This window comes from Klebsiella sp. PK01 (assembly GCF_057624675.1).
The window spans coordinates 194,257-216,071 of the sequence record NZ_JBYEZM010000006.1 but is presented as its reverse complement, the minus strand read 5'-3'; the positions used below and the strand labels follow the sequence as shown (position 1 = coordinate 216,071).

The window sequence follows — 21,815 nt, the reverse complement described above, 5'->3', positions numbered from 1 at the left end:
TGCTAAAACTCAAACTGATAGAGCAAATCGAGAGCCTGGTCTACGCCAGACACCGCTTCCATATATAGCTTAGGCATCAGGCGATAACGCAGGGTAAGCGTCGCCAAAGAGTCGAAGATGCCGACGCCGTATTTTACCTGAAGACCCGGCAGCACATAGCCGCTGACCACCACCTGGGAGGAGTCGCCTACCCCCTGGGTATCCAGCGCCAAATTGCTTACGCCAAACGTCTCGCCGATTTTACCCACAACCTGACCACTTTGTGCAACCCCCATTCCAATAAGCATTGAGGTCATCGCCGCACTATCGCTCTGTTCGCTGCCTAAACCCTGGCCGCGCAGCAGATAAGAAAGCGCCTCCTGCTGGGACATTGCCGGGTCGGAGAAGATCTCGGCCTTCGGCTGATCGGCAGAACCGGTGACGCGAACGCCGGCGATCACGTCGTCTTCCGTGGCTTCCGGGTTACGAATCGCTTCGATATTAAGCAGCGGCTGATCCGGCGGCCCGGAGAACAGCAGCTCGCCTTTACGCACGATCAGGTCCTGACCGTAAGCGTGGAAACGGCCTTCCGGAATATTAATCTGGCCGTTGAGCCCCAGCCCCTGCTTATCCTGCGCCACTTTCAGATCGCCGGTCAGACGCGCTTTCAGGCCGAAAGCGTCCAGACGCACGTTGTTGCCGACGTGAATCGTCAGGTTGCTGTTGATCGGAATACCGGCGCTCTGCGGCTTGATCGGTTTCAGATCTTTATCCAGCATCACCTCATCGGAAGAGACGCCCACCGCGCTCTCCGGCACCTCGTTCACGACGATGCGCGCCCACGGTACGTCAACGCGGCCATCGAGGTTAAACAGGCTTGGCGTCGCGGTAAACACCACATCCGGAGAAACATCCAGGCGGACCATCGGCGGCACGGTAATGCGCACCCGGCTGCCCTTCGCCGCAATCTGCGCGCGCCAGTTATCGATTTGCGTCCAGTCGGCGTTGCCGCTCAGCGCAATCTGTCCCTGTTTGGTATTCACCGTCCCCTGCAGGGTCGAGCGAGTCCCGTTGAAGTTCATCGCCAGCTGGCTCGGCTGCATATCAAACGGCATAAAGTTGCCGTCGATATCGACGCCGCTCAACTGCATCTGGCCAAACAGCTGCGGGCTCTGCAGATTACCGCCCAGACGCAGACGGGCATTAAGCTTGCCTTCCGCTTTCTCGCCGCGAGCGAAGATCGGGTTAATCATCGCCAGCGAGAAGTTGCTGATGTTGACGTTGCCGCCAAGGTTACGCCGCCCCTGCGGGTCGGTCACTTCCACCTGGCCATCAAGCTGGCCGTTATTGGTCAGGCGTATCAGCCAGCCCAACTGCGCCCGGTTGTTATGCAGGTCGGCGCTGAGGTTAAGCGTATCGAACGCCACCGGCAGCGGCGCGTCGTTGACCGTCTGGGTAACTTTGACGTTGCGCCCGCTGAGGGTGACTTTGCCCTGCGGCAGCCCCTCTTTGGTAGTATCCCAGCTCACATCGGCGTTACCGCTAAACACGCCGCTTGCCTGGGTCGCGTCCGGCATAAACGGCTTCAGCATCGCCAGATCGAAACGGTTGAGATTGACCACCGCGCGCCCGCTGGCGCCGGCATCAATGGTTTGCGGTACGCACAGCTCGGCGTTCGGGTTGCTCCAGCAGTGCGGCCCGATGCTGATTTTCTGTTCCTGATTACGATAATCCAGCGCGATGTTGCGCGTCAGCGCTACCGGCCCGACCGGCGTCTGGAAACGGGTATTGCTCAGGGTGCCCTTCCAGCGCTCCTCTTTACGATCGAAGCTGCCCGCCAGCGTCAGCTGGCCCGACACCGGCTCGCCCTGTACGCGCAGCTGTAAATCATGCTGCTTCTCGGTACCTTTGGCATTCAGCTGCACCAGGCTGATGTTGACGCCCGGCTGGCTGATGCGATCGACGCGTACGTCAAGATTACCGCCAATCTGATCGCTGGACCTCACGTCGCCTTTGACGTTGACCTGGGCCACCGTCAGTTCCTGCCAGCGTAAAGCGCGGGCGGTGATATCCGCCAGCAGCTGCGGCGCGTCGATGGTGCCGCGCACCTTCAGCAGACCTTTCGCCGTGCCGCCAAGCCCCGGCAGCGCGTTGTCGAGATGCGGCGCGTCGATGGTGGCGTCAAGGTTGAGGTCTTTCACTCCCAGCTCGCCTTTTACGTCGGCGCTGTTTGGGCCAAGCGCCAGATGCAGTCCCGGCACTTTCCACTGCATATAGCTGTTACCCTGCAGCGAACCGTGGACATCCACTTTATTCTGTTTCACGTTGCCGGTAATTTTCAGCTCGGGAACCGCCATCTGCCAGCTGCTGCCGTACAGGCTACCCTGGGTTTTGATAATCCCGTTCAGCTTCGACGGCCAGTCCGGCACCTCTTTGGCGGTATTAATGCCATCGAGCGTCAATTCACCGCGCCAGCTGATCGCCTGCTGCCAGTCGAGCAACGCTTTCAGTTCGGTTTTCCCCTCCAGCGCCGCTACGGTCAGCTTATCGAGATTTACCTGCTGTTCGTTGCCTTTAGCATTAAGGGTAATTTTAGCCGGCGGCAGCGACTGCCCTTTCACCGCGGTACTGAACGCCATGGTGTAGTCGGTCATTTTGCCGCTGAATTTCAGCTGCAGATCATCCGCCTGGAACTGTTTCTCGCCGGTAAACGGCCAGTACAGCTGTTTACTCTTCACTTCCATATTCAGCGGCAGACCGGCTTCCGCCAGCTGCGCTTCGGCGCGCAGGGTCATGGCCACCGAGCCGGCTAAATCCACGCCGACCTGCAGTTTTTTACGCAGCTCGCCGCCTACTTTCAGCTTCACCTTCTCGCCTTTCAGCGGGTCGATGTTCAGCGTGCTGTCGAGGGTGATATCAACCGGCCAGTTATCCTGCAGTTGCGCGGTGCCGGAAGCGGTAACCTTGCCCTGGTCGGAATCGACGTCCAGCGCATCGAGCTTCATCTGCCCGTCGATGCTGCTGACCTTCAGCAGCAGGTTGTAGACGGTCATATCGGTGTCGCCGGTCAGGCGCAGCTGTTCGCCGCGGAACTCCTGAATATTAAGATTCAGCGGCAGATGCACATCGACCATTTCCGGCAGCACCGGCTGCGAGAACAGATCTTTCATCGTCTCGCCGAGCGGTTTCTCTTCCGGTTTCGGATGGTCAATTTTCGGCTCCACCACCTGCTCCTGCGCCACTTTCGCCACCTTCGGCAGGGCGATGAGCAAGCCCTGGAGCGAAGTCGGCGTCAGGGTCAGGTTTTTCTCCTGCCAGTTCAGGCCGGTGGAGAAATCGCGCAGCGAAACGGCGGTGTCGTCGATTTTGACATTGACGTTATGCAGCGCCACGCGGCTGAGGGTAATAGGATATGGCGTCGACAGGTTCAGCGGGCCGGAATCTTCTTCCTCTACCGGCGTCGAAGGCGGCATCTTTTTGGTATCGATAGCGACGTAGATATCGCGCAGCGAGATATCATTAACGCACAGGCTGCTATCCCACAGACAGCGCAGCTTGACGCCGAGATGGAACTGGCCGGCCGTCACCGCTACGCCCGGCTGTTCGAAGCGCACATTCTGTAAGGTCAAGTCACGCCAGCCGCCGGTGACCTTGCCGATCTCCAGCCCCGGCACCCAGCGGTCCGCCGCTTTCAGTACCAGATGCAGACCTGTCGTGGTGCCGACTAAAAAGCCGACCGCGCCAATCAGCAACACTAAAAAGAGTAATACGCCGAGGCTTATCTTCTTCCATAAACTCATAATTCAGGCCCCAGACCGATATAAAACTGTAAACCGTGTTCTTCTTTGTCGCCGATGGGTCGGGCGATATCCAGCTTGATCGGCCCAACCGGCGACTGCCAGCGCACGCCGACGCCCGCGCCGGTTTTAAAATCGCTTTTGCGGATATCGCTCACCGCTTCGCCGCTGTCGATAAACGCCGCGCCCCACCATTTCCCGGTGACGTTGTATTGATACTCCAGCGAGCCTGTCGCCAGCTTTGACGCACCGATCAGCTTGCCGTCGTCGTCTTTCGGCGAGATCGACTTGTATTTATAACCACGAATGCTGCGGTCGCCACCGGCGAAGAAACGCAGATCCGGCGGGACTTTGCTGAAGTCATCGGCTTCAATCCAGCCGAGGTTGCCGCGCACCACGAAGCGGTGGCGGTCATAGAGGGTGCGGATCCACACGTCCTGCGCCTGCATGACGATAAAGTTAATGTCCGAGCCCCACATGGTGTTGGAGTAGTCCACCGAATAGCGCTGAGAATCGCCCCAGGTCGGCATCAGGCCGCCGCGGGAACGGGTGCGGTTTACCGAGACGCCGGGATAAAGCAGCATGGTGGTATTGGTGACGTTGGCCTGGGTAAAGTGGTCCAGACTCCAGCGCAGGTTAATCGCGCGCTGCCAGCCGCTCGACATCTCCCAATAGCGCGACAGCGCCAGGGTGGTGGAGTCGGCCTTGGTATCGTTAAGGTCGGTACGCTTAAAACCGCCCTGCATCAGGTAATACTGCTCAAGCGGGCTTTTTAACAGCGGGACTTTGTAGCTGAAATCGAGCTGCTGTTCCGGCGCGGAGAGGCTGACGCTGGAGGTCAGGCTGTGGCCGTAGGAGTTCATCCACGGCTTTTTCCACGTCGCTTTCACGCGCGGTCCGACGTCTGTCGAATAACCGATCCCGGTTTCCACGGTGTTCTCTTTGCGTGGCGAAACGACGCCCTGCAGAGGCAGCACCTTGGTTTTACGTGATTTATCAAACTGCGGCGCGACGACCACCGAGTTAAACCAGCCGGTCGCCGCCAGGCGGCGGTTCAGCTCCGCCAAATCCTGTGAGGTGTAATAATCACCCTGTTTAAAGGGCACCAGGTTTTGCAGGTACTCTTCGCGGATCTGCGAACCGGTAAAACTTACCGGGCCAAAGCGGTAACGCTCGCCGCTGTTGTAATCGATGTCCCAGAAAGCCTGATGGCGATCGAGCGATACGCCAAGCTGGCTTTTATTGAACTCGCTATCGAAATAGCCTTTGCGCAGCGCCACCTTGGTGAGCGAGCTCTTGAAGCCGTCATAGTCGCTGTGATTGAGCACCGAGCCAATTGCCGGACGCGTTTTCAGCAGATCCAGGTAATCGTGGTCGGTGCGCGCGCCGCCGCGCAGGATCACCTCGGTACCGCCAATGCGCACCGGCTCGCCGGGAGTTACTTTGGCAATCAGTACCTGGCGCCCTTTCTTGGGCGGCGGACGTAGATCGAAATCGATGGTGGGTTCATAGTAACCCAGCGCTTTCAGCCCCTCGCGGATGGCGTCATCGACGCGCGCGCGAAAACGACGGTCCGGCGTGACTTCATCGCTCTGGATCGTGGATAGTTGGGCGCGGACGTTTTTTTCCAGTTCCCCGGATAACCCCTCAACCTGCAAACGCACATTCGCTGCGCTGGCGACCCCGCTGACCAGCAAAAGGCTGGTAACGCATATCTGGCGGATTTGTTGCACGTGTTCTCCTGAATATCCTTGTTTCCCCCCGAAGGAAACGCAAGTGCCGCTCCACGGCTTAACAAAACCCTAACAACTAAGGGTTGAAAAAGTGACGGTAACCCAAATAATTCTTATGTTTAAATTTAGACGTATTGAGCGTGTTTATTGTCTAAAAAGATACGCGACGTTACAACCTTAACCACAAATTGCGAGGCCAACCGTGAGTCTATTTGATAAAACGCATCTTGTCGCCCAGGCGGATGCGCTGCCGGGGCGCAACACGCCGATGCCGGTAGCAACGCTCCACGCCGTTAACGGCCACTCAATGACCAACGTTCCTGAAGGAATGGAGGTAGCGCTGTTCGCGATGGGCTGCTTCTGGGGCGTCGAGCGTCTGTTCTGGCAATTGCCGGGGGTCTACAGCACCGCGGCGGGCTATACCGGCGGTTACACGCCAAACCCGACCTATCGTGAAGTGTGCAGCGGCGAGACCGGGCACGCGGAAGCGGTGCGCGTGGTATATGACCCGCAGGTCATCAGCTATGAGCAGCTGCTGCAGGTTTTCTGGGAGAATCACGATCCGGCGCAAGGGATGCAGCAGGGTAACGACCACGGCACGCAGTACCGTTCGGCTATCTACCCGCTGACGCCGGAGCAGCTTGAAGCGGCGCAGGCCAGCCTGGCGCGCTTCCAGAAGGCGATGCACGAGGCCAACGATACCCGCGAGATCACCACCGAGATCGCCACGGCAAAACCGTTCTACTACGCCGAGGACGATCATCAGCAGTACCTGCACAAAAACCCGTACGGCTACTGCGGTATCGGCGGGATTGGCGTTTGCCTCCCCCCGCAGGCGTAATCCTGAAGAATAAGGCCGCTGGCGAGAATAATTATCGCTCTGGTGGCTTTACAGACATTTACGCTATACTACGCTGTGTCATAGCCGGTCCAGCGCCTTCGGACCGGTTTTTTATGTATTCCACATTAAAAGAGTTATCCACTTCCCTTCCGAGGATCTGGCCTCAACGGTCAGAAAAGATATGTTAAACAGTATTTTAGTAATACTTTTCCTTATTGCCGTCAGTGCGTTTTTTTCGATCTCTGAAATCTCACTGGCCGCATCGCGTAAAATCAAACTCAAATTGCTGGCTGATGAAGGCAATGTGAACGCGCAGCGCGTTCTCAAAATGCAGGAAAACCCTGGCACCTTCTTCACCGTCGTGCAGATCGGCCTCAACGCCGTGGCCATTCTGGGTGGTATCGTCGGCGACGCCGCCTTTTCCCCTGCTTTCCACAGCGTGCTGAGCCGCTACATGTCGCCGGAGCTTTCCGAGCAGCTGAGCTTTATTTTCTCCTTCACCCTGGTCACCAGCTTATTCATCCTGTTTGCTGACCTGACGCCGAAACGCATCGGTATGATTGCGCCAGAAGCCGTGGCTTTGCGCATCATCAACCCGATGCGCTTCTGTTTACTGGTCTTCCGCCCGCTGGTGTGGCTGTTTAACGGCATGGCGAACAACATCTTCCGTCTGTTTAAAATCCCGATGGTGCGTAAAGACGACATCACCTCCGATGATATCTACGCGGTGGTGGAGGCCGGCGCGCTGGCCGGGGTGCTGCGTAAACAAGAACACGAATTAATTGAAAACGTCTTTGAGCTGGAATCCCGTACCGTTCCCTCTTCAATGACGCCGCGCGAAAACGTGATCTGGTTCGATCTGCACGAAGACGAGCAGAGCCTGAAGAATAAAGTGGCGGAGCATCCGCACTCCAAGTTCCTGGTGTGTAACGAAGATATCGATCACATCATCGGCTACGTCGATTCCAAAGACCTGCTGAACCGCGTGCTGGCAAACCAGAGCCTGGTGTTAACCGGCGGCGTGCAGATCCGCAATACGCTGATCGTGCCGGATACCCTGACGCTCTCTGAAGCGCTGGAAAGCTTTAAAACCGCCGGCGAAGACTTCGCGGTGATCATGAACGAATACGCGCTGGTGGTAGGGATCATCACCCTCAACGACGTCATGACCACCCTGATGGGCGACCTGGTCGGCCAGGGGCTGGAAGAACAAATTGTCGCCCGCGATGAGAACTCATGGCTGATTGACGGCGGTACGCCAATTGATGACGTAATGCGCGTGCTCGATATCGATGAGTTCCCGCAGTCCGATAATTACGAGACTATCGGCGGCTTTATGATGTTTATGCTGCGCAAGATCCCGAAACGCACCGATGCGGTGAAGTTCTCCGGCTACAAGTTTGAAGTGGTGGATATCGATAACTACCGTATCGACCAGCTGCTGGTCACCCGTATCGATAACAAACCAACGGTGCTGGTACCGAAACTGCCTGATGTCGAAGACGCGGCAAAAAAAGAGAAAGGTGCGGCGTAAGCGGCCCTGAAAACATCAACGGCTCCCATCGGGAGCCGTTTTTTTTCGTGCCGTCATACCACGTTATGCGGTCTCTGTTTGCAGACGCATAACCTGACGATTGACCTCGGACATCACTGAGAAGTGCAGCTTGTCCTTAACCTTCGGGATAAGGATTTTGCCCTTATCAAATTCAAAAGCGCCAACGTCCTTGATGTACAACCGTCCACGAAACAGGATCTTCACGTACTTCGCCACTTGCAGCGGATTGTAGCGTTGGAAAATTTTCATTGTTGTCTCCTGCCAGGGTTACGCTCCTGCGGTGCCACAGTTAGCCCGCGTATCGGGAGCGCAAATTTTAATGCCCTAAAACTATAGTCCAGATTTCCGAAGTCACCCAGTCTGTAGAAGTTTTTTTACCCTTTGATGACAATAATTCAGAATTTTCGTTTCAGGCATACGTAGTTGTTAGTATAAGTTTCCGTTTTTTATTGAATGTGTGCGTTGGCACGCAAACTGGCATCACGCTTGCGGGTAATGGCGACAATTCGCACTTATCATTAAACAAGACCAAGTGGTCGGATCACCTGCATATAAAAAAGGATATCTCATGACCCTACGTAAGTTGCTGGCGGTTTCCGCCCTCCTGTTGCCGTTAATGGCTTCGGCACATAATTTTGTCGACGGTCAACGCGTCGCGCCGGTAGGCATCGCCGACCGCGGAGAACTGGTACTGAGTAACGATAAGTTTAGCTACAAAAACTGGAATAGCTCGCAGCTGGCGGGAAAAGTGCGCGTCATCCAGCATATTGCCGGGCGCACCTCGGCAAAAGAGAAAAATGCCAATCTGATTGAAGCGATTAAGGCGGCTGGCCTGCCGCACGACCGCTACCAGACCACCACCATCGTCAATACCGATGACGCGATCCCCGGTTCCGGGATGTTCGTGCGCAGCAGCATTGAGAGCAATAAACAGCTCTATCCGTGGTCGCAGTTTATCGTCGACAGCAACGGTCTCGCACGCAAAGCCTGGCAGCTCGATGAAGGCAGTTCGGCGATTGTGGTGTTAGACAAAGACGGACGCGTTCAGTGGGCAAAAGACGGCGCGCTGACCCAGCAAGAGGTACAGCAGGTCGTCGACCTGCTGCATAAGCTGCTTAATAAATAGAGACGCGGAAGCCGGGGTTGAGGAAGGATTCACGCGGCGTGTAGTCGAGGGTTTTACCCTGCCAGTCGTGAACGTGCGCCCCGGCGGCTACCGCGACCGCATGACCGGCGGCGGTATCCCAGGTGCTGGTCGGCCCGAAGCGCGGATAGAGCTGCGCCTGGCCTTCCGCCACCAGGCAGAACTTCAGCGACGAACCGATTGAGGTGGTCTGGTGCTCGCCCAGTTGCTCCAGATACTCCTGTAGTTCCGGGTCATTACCGTGGGAGCGGCTAATTACCACCAGCGGCGGGCGAGCATCGCGAACCTGAATCTGCTTGCGCACGCCGCACTCTTCTTTCCACGCCTTGCCATTTTGCGCGCTGTACATCACTTTCATCACCGGCGCGTACACCACGCCCAGCGTTGGTTTGCCGTTTTCAATCAGCGCGATATTGACGGTGAATTCACCGTTGCGCTTGATAAATTCTTTGGTGCCGTCCAGCGGGTCCACCAGCCAGTAGCGCTGCCAGTGCTGCCGCACTTCCCACGCCGGCGGATCTTCTTCCGACAGGATGGGGATTGCTGCATCCAGCGCCTGCAGGCCGCTGACAATGACTTTATGCGCGGCGATATCCGCCGCGGTAACGGGAGAATCATCCTTTTTGCTGCTCACATCCATCGGCTGGTTCCCATCGTAGACATCCATGATGGCATCGCCCGCGGTCCGTGCAAGCTGACATACTTGTTCTAACATTCTCCACCTCTTCTGGTTACAGTGGCGTTAACTCGTTGTTTTATTTATATCGCATCATCACCAGTTCCGCTATCTGTGATAACACTAGCGGTTTCCATTCACGCTTTTCTGGCAGAATTCACAATTCTGTAAGCAACAGAATGTAAATACATTTTCTTTTGTGCCATTGCTCATAAAAAAGGACGCCTCTGATGATTAAGTTTAGCGCAACGCTGCTGGCCACGCTGGTGGCGGCCAGCGTCAACGCGGCGACGGTCGACCTGCGGATCATGGAAACCACCGATCTGCACAGCAATATGATGGATTTCGATTACTACAAAGATGCCGCGACGGAAAAATTCGGCCTGGTCAGAACCGCCAACCTGATTGAAAAAGCCCGCGCGGAAGCGAAAAACAGCGTGCTGGTGGATAACGGCGATGTTATTCAGGGTAGCCCACTGGGCGACTATATGGCGGCAAAAGGACTCAAAGAGGGGGATGTGCACCCGGTTTATAAGGCGATGAACACCCTGAATTACGCCGTCGGCAACCTGGGCAACCATGAATTCAACTACGGTCTCGACTTCCTGCACAAGGCGCTTGCCGGGGCGAAATTCCCCTACGTTAACGCCAACATTATCGATCTCAAAACCGGCAAACCGATGTTTACGCCCTACCTGATTCAGGATACCCAGGTTCAGGATAGCGATGGTCAATCCCATACCCTGCGCATCGGCTATATCGGTTTTGTGCCGCCGCAGATCATGACCTGGGATAAAGCCAACCTCAACGGCAAGGTGAAGGTCAACGACATCACTGAAACCGCGCGTAAGTACGTGCCGGAGATGCGCGCGAAAGGCGCTGATGTGGTGGTCGTGGTTGCGCATTCCGGCCTCTCCGCCGACCCCTATCAGGCGATGGCGGAAAACTCGGTCTACTACTTAAGCCAGGTACCCGGCGTTGACGCCATTATGTTCGGCCACGCCCACGCGGTGTTCCCCGGTAAAGACTTCGCCACTATTAAAGGCGCGGATATCGCCAAAGGTACGCTAAACGGTATTCCGGCGGTGATGCCGGGAATGTGGGGCGATCATCTCGGGGTGGTCGATTTGGTGCTGAATAACGACAGCGGTAAATGGCAAGTGACGCAGGCCAAAGCCGAAGCGCGGCCTATTTACGACCCGGTGGCGAAAAAGTCGCTGGCGGCGGAAGATAGTAAAATGGTGGCGGTGCTGAAAGCCGATCACGACGCTACTCGCGAATTCGTCAGCAAACCTATCGGCAAGTCCGCCGACAACATGTACAGCTACCTGGCGCTGGTGCAGGACGACCCAACGGTGCAGGTGGTCAACATGGCTCAAAAGGCCTATGTCGAACACTACATCCAGGGCGATCCGGATCTGGCGAAGCTGCCGGTGCTTTCCGCCGCCGCGCCGTTTAAAGTCGGCGGACGTAAAAACGATCCGGCAAGCTTTGTCGAAGTGGAAAAAGGCCAGCTCACCTTCCGTAACGCCGCCGACCTCTATCTCTACCCGAACACGCTGGTGGTGATGAAGGTAAGCGGTAAAGAGGTCAAGGAGTGGCTCGAATGCTCCGCCGGGCAGTTTAATCAGATTGACACCGCCAGCAGCAAACCACAGTCGCTGATTAACTGGGACGGGTTCCGCACCTATAACTTCGACGTGATTGACGGCGTAAACTATCAGATCGACGTGAGTCAACCGGCGCGCTACGACGGCGAGTGCCAGATGATTCACCCGCAGTCAGAGCGCATCAAAGACCTGACCTTTAACGGTAAGCCTATCGATCCGCAGGCCACCTTCCTGGTCGCCACCAATAACTATCGCGCCTACGGCGGCAAATTCGCCGGTACCGGCGACAGCCATATCGCTTTTGCCTCCCCGGACGAAAACCGTTCGGTGCTGGCGGCGTGGATTGGCGCGCAGTCGAAGAAAGATGGCGCGATCCATCCGGCGGCGGATAACAACTGGCGGCTGGCGCCGATCCTCAGCAAAACGCCGCTGGATATTCGCTTTGAGACCTCGCCAGGCGACAAAGCCGCGGCGTTTATCAAAGAGAAAGCGCAGTATCCGATGCGGCAGGTAGCGACCGATGATATCGGCTTCGCTATTTATCAGCTGGATTTGAGTCAGTAATGCCTGTTCCCCGGTGGCGCTGCGCTTACCGGGGCTACAAAGTGAAGCTGGCTGGTAGCCCGGATAAGGCGCCAGCCGCTATCCGGGTATAGCTACCCGGTGGCGCTGCGCTTACCGGGGCTACAAAGCGAAGCTGGCCGGTAGCCCGGATAAGGCGCCAGCCGCTATCCGGGTACAGCTCCCCGGTGGCGCGGCGCTTACCGGGGCTACAAAGCGGAGCTGGCTGGTAGCCCGGATAAGGCGTAAGCCGCTATCCGGGTATAGCCCGTACGGCCTGCCGTTAATTTATTCACCATGCAGGCTGAAACTGCCGGTGTTGGTGGCCTCAAAATCGCTGAGACGTTCCCGGAAGGCCGGGGCAGCCCGCATGGATGCGGGCTGAGGGCCGTGATTTGCAGGGACGCTGCCTCGGCCCGACCCGGAGCCTGCCGGGATAAGTCGAAGGCACCACGAAGTGGCGATTTTGGCGGCCAGAGCCCGGGAGTACAGAGGGCGGCGGCGACTGGCCGCCCTCTGTGCGCTACCCGCGCCATGAGAAACATAACGCAGGAGACAGTTCGGGAGCGCAATGTGCTCTGAATGAATACAAAACAACGGTTTTTCCCGGACCAAAACAGTTGCAAACCGATAACACCGGGTACCCCGGTGGCGCTGTGCTTACCGGGGCTACAAAGCGGAGCTGACTAGTAGCCCGGATAAGGCGCCAGCCGCTATCCGGGTACAGCTCCCCGGTGACGCTACGCTTACCGGGGCTACAAAGCGAAGCGGGCTGGTAGCCCGGGATACATTTTCACTCCCCGTGGTTAGCCAGCACCGCGGGGAGATTCAGCTCGATCCAGTCCGCCAGCGCCGCCACCTTCTCGCTCACCTGCAGGCCGAGCGGCGTCAGGCTATATTCAACATGCGGCGGCACCACCGGATACGAAACGCGGTCGATAAAGCCATCCTGTTCCAGCGCCTGTAAGGACTGCGCCAGCATCTTTTCACTGACGCCGCCCATTTTGCGCCGCAGATCGCTAAAGCGGTGGGTCCCCTCGCGTAGCGCCACCAGAATCAACACGCCCCAGCGGCTGGTCACGTGTTTTAGCACATCACGCGACGGGCACTGTTCAGCAAACAGATTCCCGTTGCGCAGTTTGTCGCTCAGCGTCGGTTCGGCCATTTTATACTTACCTTTTTGTACGTACTTACTAAAAGTTAGTTAAGGTGTTAGCTTACCACAACTGCCAATGAACACGAAGGAGAAGACCTATGATCGCGATTACCGGCGCTACCGGCCAGCTTGGCCAGCACGTACTGCATGATCTGTTAAAAACCGTTCCCGCCAGCCAGATTGTGGCGATTGTCCGCAACCCGGCAAAGGCGCAAGCGCTCAGCCAGCAGGGCGTCGTCGTGCGCCAGGCCGAGTACGGCGATGAAGCCGCGCTTACCGCCGCGCTGCAAGGGGTTGATAAACTGTTATTAATCTCTTCAAGCGAAGTCGGCCAGCGCGCCGTTCAGCACCGTAACGTCATTAACGCCGCTAAAGCCGCTGGGGTGAAATTTATCGCCTATACCAGCCTGCTGCATGCCGATACCTCACCGCTGGGCCTGGCCGGTGAACATATCGAAACCGAACAAATGCTGGCCGATTCCGGTATTCCTTACGCGCTGCTGCGCAACGGCTGGTATACCGAAAACTATTTGGCCAGCGCGCCGCCAGCGCTGGAACACGGCGTGTTTATCGGCGCCGCCGGCGAAGGTAAAATCGCCTCCGCCACCCGTGCCGATTATGCCGCCGCCGCCGCTCACGTTATCGCCGGTGAGGGCCATGCCGGGAAAGTTTACGAACTGGCGGGAGATAACGCCTGGACCCTGAGCGAACTGGCAGCCGAGCTGAGCAAGCAAAGCGGGAAAAATGTGGTTTATCAAAACCTCAGCGAAGCCGATTTCGCCGCCGCGCTGAAAAACGTCGGCCTACCGGCCGGGCTTGCCGATATGCTGGCGGATTCCGATACCGGCGCGTCGAAAGGCGGACTATTTGACGACAGCCGCACCCTGAGCAAACTGATTGGCCGCCCGACCACGTCGCTTGCCGATAGCGTGAAAGGCATCATCTAATCGCTCCCTGTCAGTTTTTGCGGTTGCTTCCCGGCGCTTCATCTCTAATATTGAAGGGATGAATCGTCGGGAGACACGGCATGCAGGGCGTACCACCACAATTTAGCGATGAAAAAGACCACGCGCGCTTTCGCCATCTCGAACAACTCCCCGGCGTTGAGCTCTATCACGCCCATATTTCCCGCTATGCCTTTGAACCGCATACCCACGAAGCCTTCGGCATCGGCGTGATTGAACAAGGCGCCGAACGCTTTCGCTATCGCGGTAGTCAGCACGTCGCCTCAGCCAATTCCATCGTCACCATGAATCCGGATGAGCTCCATACCGGCGAGGCGGAAACCGCCGAAGGCTGGCGCTACCGGATGATTTATCTGGAGCCGGATCGGCTGGAAGCCTTCACCGGCGTTCGCCACTGGTGGTTCAGCGAGGTCGTGCGCCAGGAGCCGCAGCGCGCCCGGCAAATCGGCCAACTGATTTACGGCCTGTGGCACGCAGACGATCCGCTGGCGCAGCAGGGGATACTGCTCGACCTGGTTGATACCTTCCGCCCGCTGGCTCACCATTCGCCAATGGCGCCGGAAGCGGCGCATCGCTTCGATCGGGTACGCGACTACCTGCACGATAACTATATGCGTGCCGTCAGTCTTGATGAACTGGCGCAGGTCGCGGCGCTCAGCCCCTATCACTTCCAGCGCCAGTTTAAAGCCCACTTTCACGTTACCCCGCACCAGATGCTGATGGCGATTCGCCTGTGGCGCGCCAAGGCGCTTTTGACCCACGGCATGCCCGCCGCCGAAGTGGCCATCGCCGCCGGGTTAACCGACCAATCGCACTTAACCCGCGCCTTCACCCGCCGCTACGGCATTACGCCGGTGCGTTATCAAAAGCAGGTCGCCGGGCGCTAAAGCGCAATCTCATACAATATTCTTTCCCCCACGCCCTTCTACACTTGGCGCAAGCAAACTGAAGATGGATGTCATCATGATTAGCGGCGTGTTGTATGCCCTGCTGGCGGGGTTAATGTGGGGGCTGATTTTCGTCGGCCCGTTGCTGGTGCCGGAATATCCGGCGGTGCTGCAGTCGATGGGGCGCTATCTGGCGTTGGGACTTATCGCCCTGCCGCTGGCGTGGCTCGGCCGCGCGCGTCTACGCCAGCTGAACGGTAAGGACTGGTGGACCGCGCTGGCGCTGACCATGATGGGGAACCTGATCTATTACTTCTGTCTGGCCAGCGCCATTCAGCGCACCGGCGCGCCGGTATCGACGATGATTATCGGCACCCTGCCGGTGGTACTGCCGGTGTGCGCCAACCTGCTTTATAGCCAGCGCGATGGCAAGCTGCCGTGGCGGCGGCTATTTCCGGCGCTAATCTGTATTGCGCTGGGGCTGGTATGCGTCAACGTAGCGGAGCTGCAGCACGGGCTTCCTGATTTCAGCCCGTGGCGCTATGGTTCGGGCATTCTTCTCGCGCTGATCTCCGTCGTCTGCTGGGCGTGGTATGCCCTGCGCAACGCTCGCTGGCTGCGTGAAAACCCGGATAAGCCGCCAATGATGTGGGCTACCGCGCAGGCGTTGGTCACCCTTCCGGTCTCGCTGGTCGGTTATATCGCCGCCTGTGGGTGGCTGCAGAACCAGCATATCGACTTCCCGCTCCCCTTCGGCCCGCGCCCGGCGGTGTTCACCGTCCTGATGCTGGCGATCGCCGTACTCTGTTCATGGGTCGGCGCACTGTGCTGGAATATTGCCAGCCAGCGTCTGCCGACGGTGATCCTCGGGCCGCTGATCGTCTTCGAGACGCTGGCCGGTTTGCTGTACACCTTCCTGCTCCGCCAGAGCCTGCCGCCGCTGCTGACGCTCAGCGGTATCCTGCTGCTGGTGCTCGGCGTGGTGTCGGCGGTTCGCGCCCGCCCGGAGAAACCGGTCCTGCAGGAACTGCGCGTTGAGCCAAAAAAATAGCCTGGTATCCCAAAGGGGTATTCCCATCGATATAAGATGCATTTAATATGCATCTTATATTTTTGATGACGAGGTAATTGCTATGGCTTTCCGTGACCAACCTTTGGGCGAGCTGGCGCTGAGCATCCCGCGCGCCTCCGCGCTGTTCCGTCAATACGATATGGATTACTGCTGCGGCGGCAAACAAACCCTGGAGCGCGCGGCGACGCGCAAAGCGCTGGATGTTGCGGCGATTGAAGCCGAGCTGGCGAAACTGGCCGAGCAGCCGGTCGAGCGCGACTGGCGCGCCGCGCCGTTCGCCGACATCATCGACCACATCATCGTTCGCTATCATGATCGCCACCGCGAACAGCTGCCGGAATTGATCCTGCAGGCAACCAAGGTTGAACGCGTCCACGCCGATAAACCGAACGTACCAAAAGGGCTAACCAAATATCTGACCATGCTGCACCAGGAACTCTCCAGCCACATGATGAAAGAGGAGCAGATCCTGTTCCCGATGATCAAGCAGGGCATGGGCGCTCAGGCCGGTGGTCCTATCAGCGTAATGGAAAGCGAGCATGACGAAGCGGGCGAACTGCTGGAAGTGATCAAGCACATCACCCATAACGTGACGCCGCCGCCGGAAGCCTGCACTACCTGGAAAGCGATGTACAACGGCATTAACGAGATGATTGACGACCTGATGGAGCACATCAGTCTGGAAAATAACGTGCTGTTCCCGCGTGCCCTCGCCGGAAAATCATAAAAAAAGGCGCCCGCAGGCGCCCTCTCGACATTGTCAGTTTATTGGCCACTCCGGGTGGCCTTTTTTATTTCGCCAGACGTTTTTTACCGGCAAACAGCCAGCCCGCGCCCAGCAGAACAAACCACAACGGGGTGACCATCAGCGCTTCGCGGGTATCATCTTCCAGCGTCAACAGCACCAGTACGAAGACGAAGAAAGCCATGCACACCCAGCACATCACTTTACCCAGCGGCATCTTATAGATGGACTTCTCGTGCAGCTGCGGACGCTTTTTACGATAGACCAGATAAGAGCAGAGGATAATAGTCCAGACGAACATGAACAGAATCGCCGACACCGTGGTGATCATGGTGAAGGCGGCAATCACGCTCGGGTTGACCATCAGCATTACCACGCCGCCCAGCAGACACATGCAGGAGAAGGTTAAGCCCTTCGCCGGCACCGCGCGCTTCGACAGCTTGGCGAACATTTTCGGCGCCTGACCTTCCTGCGCCAGACCGAATAGCATACGGCTAGTGGAGAACACTCCGCTGTTAGCGGAAGAGGCGGCGGAAGTCAGTACCACGAAGTTGATCAGGCTGGCGGCAGCCGGCAGGCCGACCAGTACAAACAGCTCAACGAACGGACTCTTGCTCGGCACGACAGAGCTCCACGGCGTCACCGACATAATCACAATCAGCGCGAAGACGTAGAACATAATGATACGTAGCGGGATGGAGTTAATCGCCCGCGGCAGCGATTTTTCCGGATCCTTGGTTTCCGCCGCGGTGGTACCAACCAGCTCAATACCCACGAAGGCGAATACCGCTATCTGGAAGCCGGCAAAGAAACCGCTGAGGCCTTTCGGGAACCAGCCGCCGTCATTCCACAGATGCGCGAATGAGGCTTCGACGCCGGTCGGCGATTTAAAGTGCATCATCACCATCACCAGGCCGACCACAATCAGCGCCACAATGGCGACGATTTTGATCATCGCGAACCAGAACTCCATTTCGCCAAACATCTTCACGGTTGCGAGGTTCAGGCCCAGCAGCAGCAGGATAACCGCTAACGAAGCGACCCAGTCAGAAAGTCCGGGGAACCAGAACTGCGCGTAGGCGGTGATGGCGACAACGTCCGCCATCCCGGTGACCACCCAGCAGAACCAGTAGGTCCAGCCGGTAAAATACCCCGCCCACGGCCCTAACAGGTCGGAGGCGAAGTCACTGAATGATTTATATTCGAGGTTCGACAGCAGTAATTCGCCCATCGCACGCATGACGAAGAACAGCATAAAACCGATGATCATATAAACAAAAATAATGGATGGCCCGGCGAGACTGATGGTCTTGCCAGACCCCATAAACAGCCCGGTGCCGATCGCCCCGCCGATAGCAATAAGCTGAATATGCCGGTTAGTGAGATTTCGCCGTAGCGATTGTTCAGTCGTCTCCTGCTCGTCGGCAACGACTTTGACCTGATCTACCATGTGATTTTCTTCCTGTTGTACCTGTCTGTGTTGTTCAGGCTCTGTTGGCCTGTCATTTGTCGCAACCCTGGCAAGAGGGTTTATCGATATTAGGTAAGAATCGGAGGGATGAATACTATGATTTAGATATAATGTTAATTTTATGTTTAAAGTGAGTGTTATATCACCAATGTAACGCGAAACAGCTCACAAAAATACACTCAACGAACTTATATGCAATACAAAATTCCAATAAATTTATAACTTAAGGATTTTACACTGTTTTTATTGGCTCCCTCCCCCTGACAGGAGAGGAAGCCCCTGGTGCTTAAATAATGTCCAGCAGCTCAACTTCAAAGATGAGGGTGCTGAATGGCGGGATAGAAGCACCCGCGCCGCGCTCGCCATAAGCCAGGTTGTGCGGAATAGTCAGTTCCCATTTGGAACCCACCGGCATCAGAGTCAGCGCTTCGATCCAGCCGCCGATCACGCCGGTCACCGGGAATTCAGCCGGTTCGCCGCGGGCCACGGAGCTATCGAACACGGTACCGTCGATAAGTTTGCCGGTGTAGTGAACGCGTACGCGGTCGGTGCGCGCCGGGATCGGGCCTTCGCCCTGCGTCAGTACGCGGAACTGCAGGCCGGATTCAGTGCTGTTCACGCCTTCTTTTTCACGGTTTTCATCGAGGTATTTCTGGCCATCAGCGGCCATCGCCTGGAAGCGCTCGCGACGCACGGCGTCAGCGCGTTCATGGATTTCACGCAGCGCGCGGTGTACGGCTTCAACCGGCACCTGCGGCTGATTACCTTCCAGCGCATCGGCAATGCCGGCAACCAGCGCTTCCGGCAGCAGCCCCTGCAGGCCGGATTCGCTCAGTTGTTGTCCAACCTGCAAGCCGATACCGTAACTTGCCTGCGCTTCGATAGTGTCAAAAGTCGGGGTTGCCATCTTTGTTCCTTTTTTGGGTGATAAACATCTTGAGAAAAGCGTTCGAAAGCATAACAGCCATAGAGGAATGGGTAAAACTTTGTCGGCGGATGATGACAAATCTCAGCGAAACAGAAACAATAGGCGATATCAGGTTAACCTCTACCTTCAGGACGTTAGCCGTCTATACTCATAAGCAGGATAAAAATATGCGGAGCAGGAGGAAAGCCATGCCCGGGCGCTTTGAACTGACATCTACCCTGGCGAAGATCTGGCACGCCCCGGATCAACTTCGTCTCATGGATCCGCTACCGCCCATGCATCGCCGCGGCATCATCGCCGGCTTCCTGCTGGTGATTATTGGTTTCCTGCTCCCCTCCGGCGATAACAGCACGCCGACCCAGGCAAGCCGTGAAGCCAGTCTCGATTTGCAGTCCCAGTCTCAGCCGCAAGGTTCGGGTAATCAGGCCGTGCCGCTTCCGCCAATCACCAATACGCCGACGGTCAGCGATGCCGATCAGGTTGCGCCTGTGGCGCCTGAAGCCATTCAGGATGAACAGCCTGACCAGCCGCAAACGTCTTCCTCTTCTCAGCCGTATCAACAACCGGCGCAGCAGCAGTCTGCGCCGGGTATTGAACAGCAGTGGCGCACCTACCGGATTGAATCGGGCAAAACGCTGGCGCAACTGTTCCGCGACCACGGTCTGCCAGCCACTGACGTCTACGCCATGGCGCAGGTCGAAGGCGCCGGCAAACCATTAAGCACCTTGCAGAGTGGACAGACGGTGCAAATTCGCCAGAACGCCAACGGCGTCGTCACCGGCCTCACTATTGATACCGGCAACGGCCAGCAGGTGCTGTTCACCCGCCAGTCGAACGGCAGCTTCGTGCGTGCGCGATAAACGCTTCGCTTAGGCCGGGTTGTACGCCCGGCCTAACGCGCCTGGCTTTTGTTCACCCAGCGGATCCCTACACACACCAGGACCAGCGCGATCGCGTACTTCCACTCAAAGATATTCTCGCCAAGAAAGATCGCTGACAGCACCGTCCCGGCCACCGGGATAACAAAGTTAAACGGCGCAATCATACTGACGCGATTGTGCTTGAGCAGCACGCTCCATAGCGCAAAAGCTATCGACGACAGCAGAGTTAAATAGCCAAGGATCATCGCTGCGGTCAGGCTGTGCATCCGTAGCTCCCCGCCGGTCAGATACCCGCCCGCCACCAGCACCAGACCGCCGAAGGCCAGCTGCCAGCCGGTCATCACCGTCGGGTCGACGGTTTGCGAGATGCGTTTGCCGTAGAGCGTCGCCGCCGAGAGGATGAACGCCGCCAGCACGACAAAGCCATCACCCTGCCAGACAAAATTAAAATCGCCCAATGAGGCGTTGAAGTTCACCAACATCACGCCGACGAAGCCAAGCACGCAGCCGATAGTTTTGTTGTAGCTGAGCCGGTCATTCTGATAGATAAAATGCGCCAGCAGAACGCTGAAGAACGTCCCGGTGGCATTCATGATCGATCCCTTCACTCCAGTGGTGAACGCCAGGCCGACGTAGAAGAAGGCGTACTGGATAGCGGTCTGCGTTAGCCCCAGCATCGCCAGCTGCCCGCACTGGCGGCCATTGAGCCGGGCGATGGGTTTGCGCTGCGCCAGCGCAAACAGCAGCAACAATAAGCCCGCAAACAGAAAGCGATATCCGGCAAAAACAATTTTTGAGGGAACATCATCGGTGGCGATGTGCAGAAGCTCATACCCGTTTTTTATCGCGGGATAAGAACTGCCCCATAGCAGACAGCATAGCGTCGCGCAGACATAAGCAACTTTTTTATTGGCAAAAATCGAAGAGGTTGGAGAGGAAGCGTCCATTAGCTTTACCGGAAATAAAATCGTGTTTTATTTTATTATCCAGAAAGCGGCGAGAATAGCTACCATACCAGATAAAAATCAGGCAGGCGCTAAAAAGCAAAACGCCGGCACAAGGCCGGCGCATCGACGTGAGTTGAGTAAAAAATTACTCAGCTACAACGTTAACAACCAGTTTAGCGAAGACTTCGCTGTGAACCTGGAAGTCTACTTCGTGCTCACCGGTGGTGCGCAGAACGCCGTTCGGCAGGCGAACTTCGCTCTTCGCAACGGCAACGCCAGCTGCAGAAACAGCGTCAGCGATGTCGCGAGTACCGATGGAACCGAACAGTTTACCTTCGTCGCCAGATTTGGACGCGATGGTAACGGTGCCCAGTGCGTTGATTGCTTCAGCACGTGCGTTAGCAGCGGCCAGAACGTCAGCCAGTTTGGCTTCCAGTTCAGCGCGGCGCGCTTCGAAGAACTCAACGTTTTTCTTGGTAGCTGGAACAGCTTTACCCTGTGGTACCAGGAAGTTACGAGCATAGCCCGCTTTAACGTTTACCTGATCACCCAGGCTACCCAGGTTTGCTACTTTATCAAGCAGAATAACTTGCATTACCTTATCCTCTCAAAGTCGTATTAATGGACCGTGACCGATTACTGATGACGATCAGTGTACGGCAGCAGGGACAGGTAGCGTGCGCGTTTGATAGCGCGAGCCAGCTGACGCTGATATTTTGCACGGGTACCGGTGATACGGCTTGGGACAATCTTACCGCTTTCGGTGATGTAGTTTTTCAGCGTAGCGATATCTTTATAGTCGATCTCTTGAACGCCTTCCGCGGTGAAACGGCAGAACTTGCGACGACGGAAATAACGTGCCATATG

The 21,815-nt window shown here is 56.9% G+C and carries 19 protein-coding genes; 9 read left to right on the top strand and 10 right to left on the bottom strand.

Annotated features, from left to right (window positions below; translation table 11 throughout):
- Positions 1-2: 2 nt before the first annotated feature.
- Together tamB and tamA are read right to left on the bottom strand one after the other, a co-directional pair.
- On the bottom strand, positions 3-3,779 hold the full coding sequence (gene tamB, locus AC22LX_RS19835; protein ID WP_049059252.1) for an autotransporter assembly complex protein TamB: 3,777 nt from the start codon (positions 3,777-3,779) through the stop codon (positions 3-5).
- Positions 3,776-5,509 (bottom strand): autotransporter assembly complex protein TamA, encoded by a 1,734-nt coding sequence (tamA, locus tag AC22LX_RS19830; RefSeq protein WP_049059251.1) that lies wholly within the window; start codon positions 5,507-5,509, stop codon positions 3,776-3,778. Before tamA ends, tamB begins: the two co-directional genes overlap by 4 nt.
- A gap of 202 nt (positions 5,510-5,711) precedes the next feature.
- On the opposite strand from tamA, the gene msrA reads away from it, so the two are divergent.
- On the top strand, positions 5,712-6,350 hold the full coding sequence (gene msrA, locus AC22LX_RS19825; RefSeq protein WP_047065991.1) for a peptide-methionine (S)-S-oxide reductase MsrA: 639 nt from the start codon (positions 5,712-5,714) through the stop codon (positions 6,348-6,350).
- A 181-nt stretch (positions 6,351-6,531) separates the two neighbouring features.
- Positions 6,532-7,884, top strand: a complete 1,353-nt coding sequence (gene paeA, locus AC22LX_RS19820) for a polyamine export protein PaeA (protein WP_045411099.1) — start codon at positions 6,532-6,534, stop codon at positions 7,882-7,884.
- Positions 7,885-7,947: 63 nt separating this feature from the next.
- On the opposite strand, the gene AC22LX_RS19815 is transcribed toward paeA, so the two are convergent.
- A complete protein-coding gene (locus tag AC22LX_RS19815; protein WP_015368594.1) occupies positions 7,948-8,154 on the bottom strand; it encodes a DUF1107 domain-containing protein in 207 nt (68 codons plus the stop codon).
- Positions 8,155-8,473: 319 nt separating this feature from the next.
- Between AC22LX_RS19815 and AC22LX_RS19810 the strand changes: the two genes are divergently transcribed.
- On the top strand, positions 8,474-9,031 hold the full coding sequence (locus tag AC22LX_RS19810) for a YtfJ family protein (RefSeq protein WP_045396912.1): 558 nt from the start codon (positions 8,474-8,476) through the stop codon (positions 9,029-9,031).
- On the opposite strand, the gene cysQ is transcribed toward AC22LX_RS19810, so the two are convergent.
- The gene (cysQ, locus tag AC22LX_RS19805) at positions 9,021-9,764 is read right to left on the bottom strand and encodes a 3'(2'),5'-bisphosphate nucleotidase CysQ (RefSeq protein WP_015704189.1); all 744 of its coding nucleotides are present in this window, start codon (positions 9,762-9,764) and stop codon (positions 9,021-9,023) included. The two genes, AC22LX_RS19810 and cysQ, sit on opposite strands and share 11 nt — an antisense overlap.
- 191 nt (positions 9,765-9,955) lie before the next feature.
- Here cysQ and cpdB point away from each other — a divergent pair, with 191 nt between their 5' ends.
- Positions 9,956-11,899 (top strand): 2',3'-cyclic-nucleotide 2'-phosphodiesterase, encoded by a 1,944-nt coding sequence (gene cpdB / locus AC22LX_RS19800; RefSeq protein WP_049060294.1) that lies wholly within the window; start codon positions 9,956-9,958, stop codon positions 11,897-11,899.
- Between the two features lie 790 nt (positions 11,900-12,689).
- Here the strand turns inward: cpdB and AC22LX_RS19795 are convergent.
- A complete protein-coding gene (locus tag AC22LX_RS19795; protein WP_015704186.1) occupies positions 12,690-13,061 on the bottom strand; it encodes a winged helix-turn-helix transcriptional regulator in 372 nt (123 codons plus the stop codon).
- Between the two features lie 89 nt (positions 13,062-13,150).
- Here AC22LX_RS19795 and AC22LX_RS19790 point away from each other — a divergent pair, with 89 nt between their 5' ends.
- The 4 genes from AC22LX_RS19790 (at position 13,151) to ytfE (ending at position 16,703) form a co-directional block, all read left to right on the top strand.
- Positions 13,151-13,999: an SDR family oxidoreductase gene (locus tag AC22LX_RS19790; protein ID WP_032709690.1), complete on the top strand. Its 849-nt coding sequence runs from the start codon at positions 13,151-13,153 to the stop codon at positions 13,997-13,999.
- Between the two features lie 80 nt (positions 14,000-14,079).
- Positions 14,080-14,904 carry an AraC family transcriptional regulator gene (locus tag AC22LX_RS19785; RefSeq protein WP_487334158.1) on the top strand — a complete coding sequence of 275 codons (825 nt, stop codon included), beginning with the start codon at positions 14,080-14,082 and terminating at the stop codon, positions 14,902-14,904.
- A gap of 76 nt (positions 14,905-14,980) precedes the next feature.
- Complete coding sequence (locus AC22LX_RS19780) at positions 14,981-15,955, top strand: DMT family transporter (RefSeq protein WP_063447591.1); 975 nt, start codon at positions 14,981-14,983, stop codon at positions 15,953-15,955.
- Positions 15,956-16,037: 82 nt separating this feature from the next.
- Positions 16,038-16,703 (top strand): iron-sulfur cluster repair protein YtfE, encoded by a 666-nt coding sequence (gene ytfE, locus AC22LX_RS19775; protein WP_045396903.1) that lies wholly within the window; start codon positions 16,038-16,040, stop codon positions 16,701-16,703.
- A 64-nt stretch (positions 16,704-16,767) separates the two neighbouring features.
- Here the strand turns inward: ytfE and cycA are convergent, their stop codons facing one another.
- Together cycA and bamJ are read right to left on the bottom strand one after the other, a co-directional pair.
- Positions 16,768-18,171, bottom strand: coding sequence for a D-serine/D-alanine/glycine transporter (cycA, locus tag AC22LX_RS19770; protein ID WP_015368603.1), 1,404 nt, complete (start codon positions 18,169-18,171; stop codon positions 16,768-16,770).
- A 307-nt stretch (positions 18,172-18,478) separates the two neighbouring features.
- Positions 18,479-19,099 carry a BamJ family beta-barrel-assembly machinery protein gene (gene bamJ / locus AC22LX_RS19765; protein WP_002886687.1) on the bottom strand — a complete coding sequence of 207 codons (621 nt, stop codon included), beginning with the start codon at positions 19,097-19,099 and terminating at the stop codon, positions 18,479-18,481.
- A 209-nt stretch (positions 19,100-19,308) separates the two neighbouring features.
- On the opposite strand from bamJ, the gene AC22LX_RS19760 reads away from it, so the two are divergent.
- Positions 19,309-19,980 carry a LysM-like peptidoglycan-binding domain-containing protein gene (locus AC22LX_RS19760; protein ID WP_047046269.1) on the top strand — a complete coding sequence of 224 codons (672 nt, stop codon included), beginning with the start codon at positions 19,309-19,311 and terminating at the stop codon, positions 19,978-19,980.
- 32 nt (positions 19,981-20,012) lie between these two features.
- Here AC22LX_RS19760 and AC22LX_RS19755 read toward each other — a convergent pair whose 3' ends face one another.
- The 3 genes from AC22LX_RS19755 to rpsR all read right to left on the bottom strand — a co-directional run bounded on the left by AC22LX_RS19755 (position 20,013) and on the right by rpsR (position 21,812).
- Positions 20,013-20,948: a DMT family transporter gene (locus tag AC22LX_RS19755; RefSeq protein WP_045396899.1), complete on the bottom strand. Its 936-nt coding sequence runs from the start codon at positions 20,946-20,948 to the stop codon at positions 20,013-20,015.
- A 145-nt stretch (positions 20,949-21,093) separates the two neighbouring features.
- Positions 21,094-21,543 carry a 50S ribosomal protein L9 gene (gene rplI, locus AC22LX_RS19750; RefSeq protein ID WP_015368607.1) on the bottom strand — a complete coding sequence of 150 codons (450 nt, stop codon included), beginning with the start codon at positions 21,541-21,543 and terminating at the stop codon, positions 21,094-21,096.
- 41 nt (positions 21,544-21,584) lie between these two features.
- Positions 21,585-21,812 carry a 30S ribosomal protein S18 gene (gene rpsR / locus AC22LX_RS19745; RefSeq protein ID WP_000135199.1) on the bottom strand — a complete coding sequence of 76 codons (228 nt, stop codon included), beginning with the start codon at positions 21,810-21,812 and terminating at the stop codon, positions 21,585-21,587.
- Between the last annotated feature and the right edge of the window lie 3 nt (positions 21,813-21,815).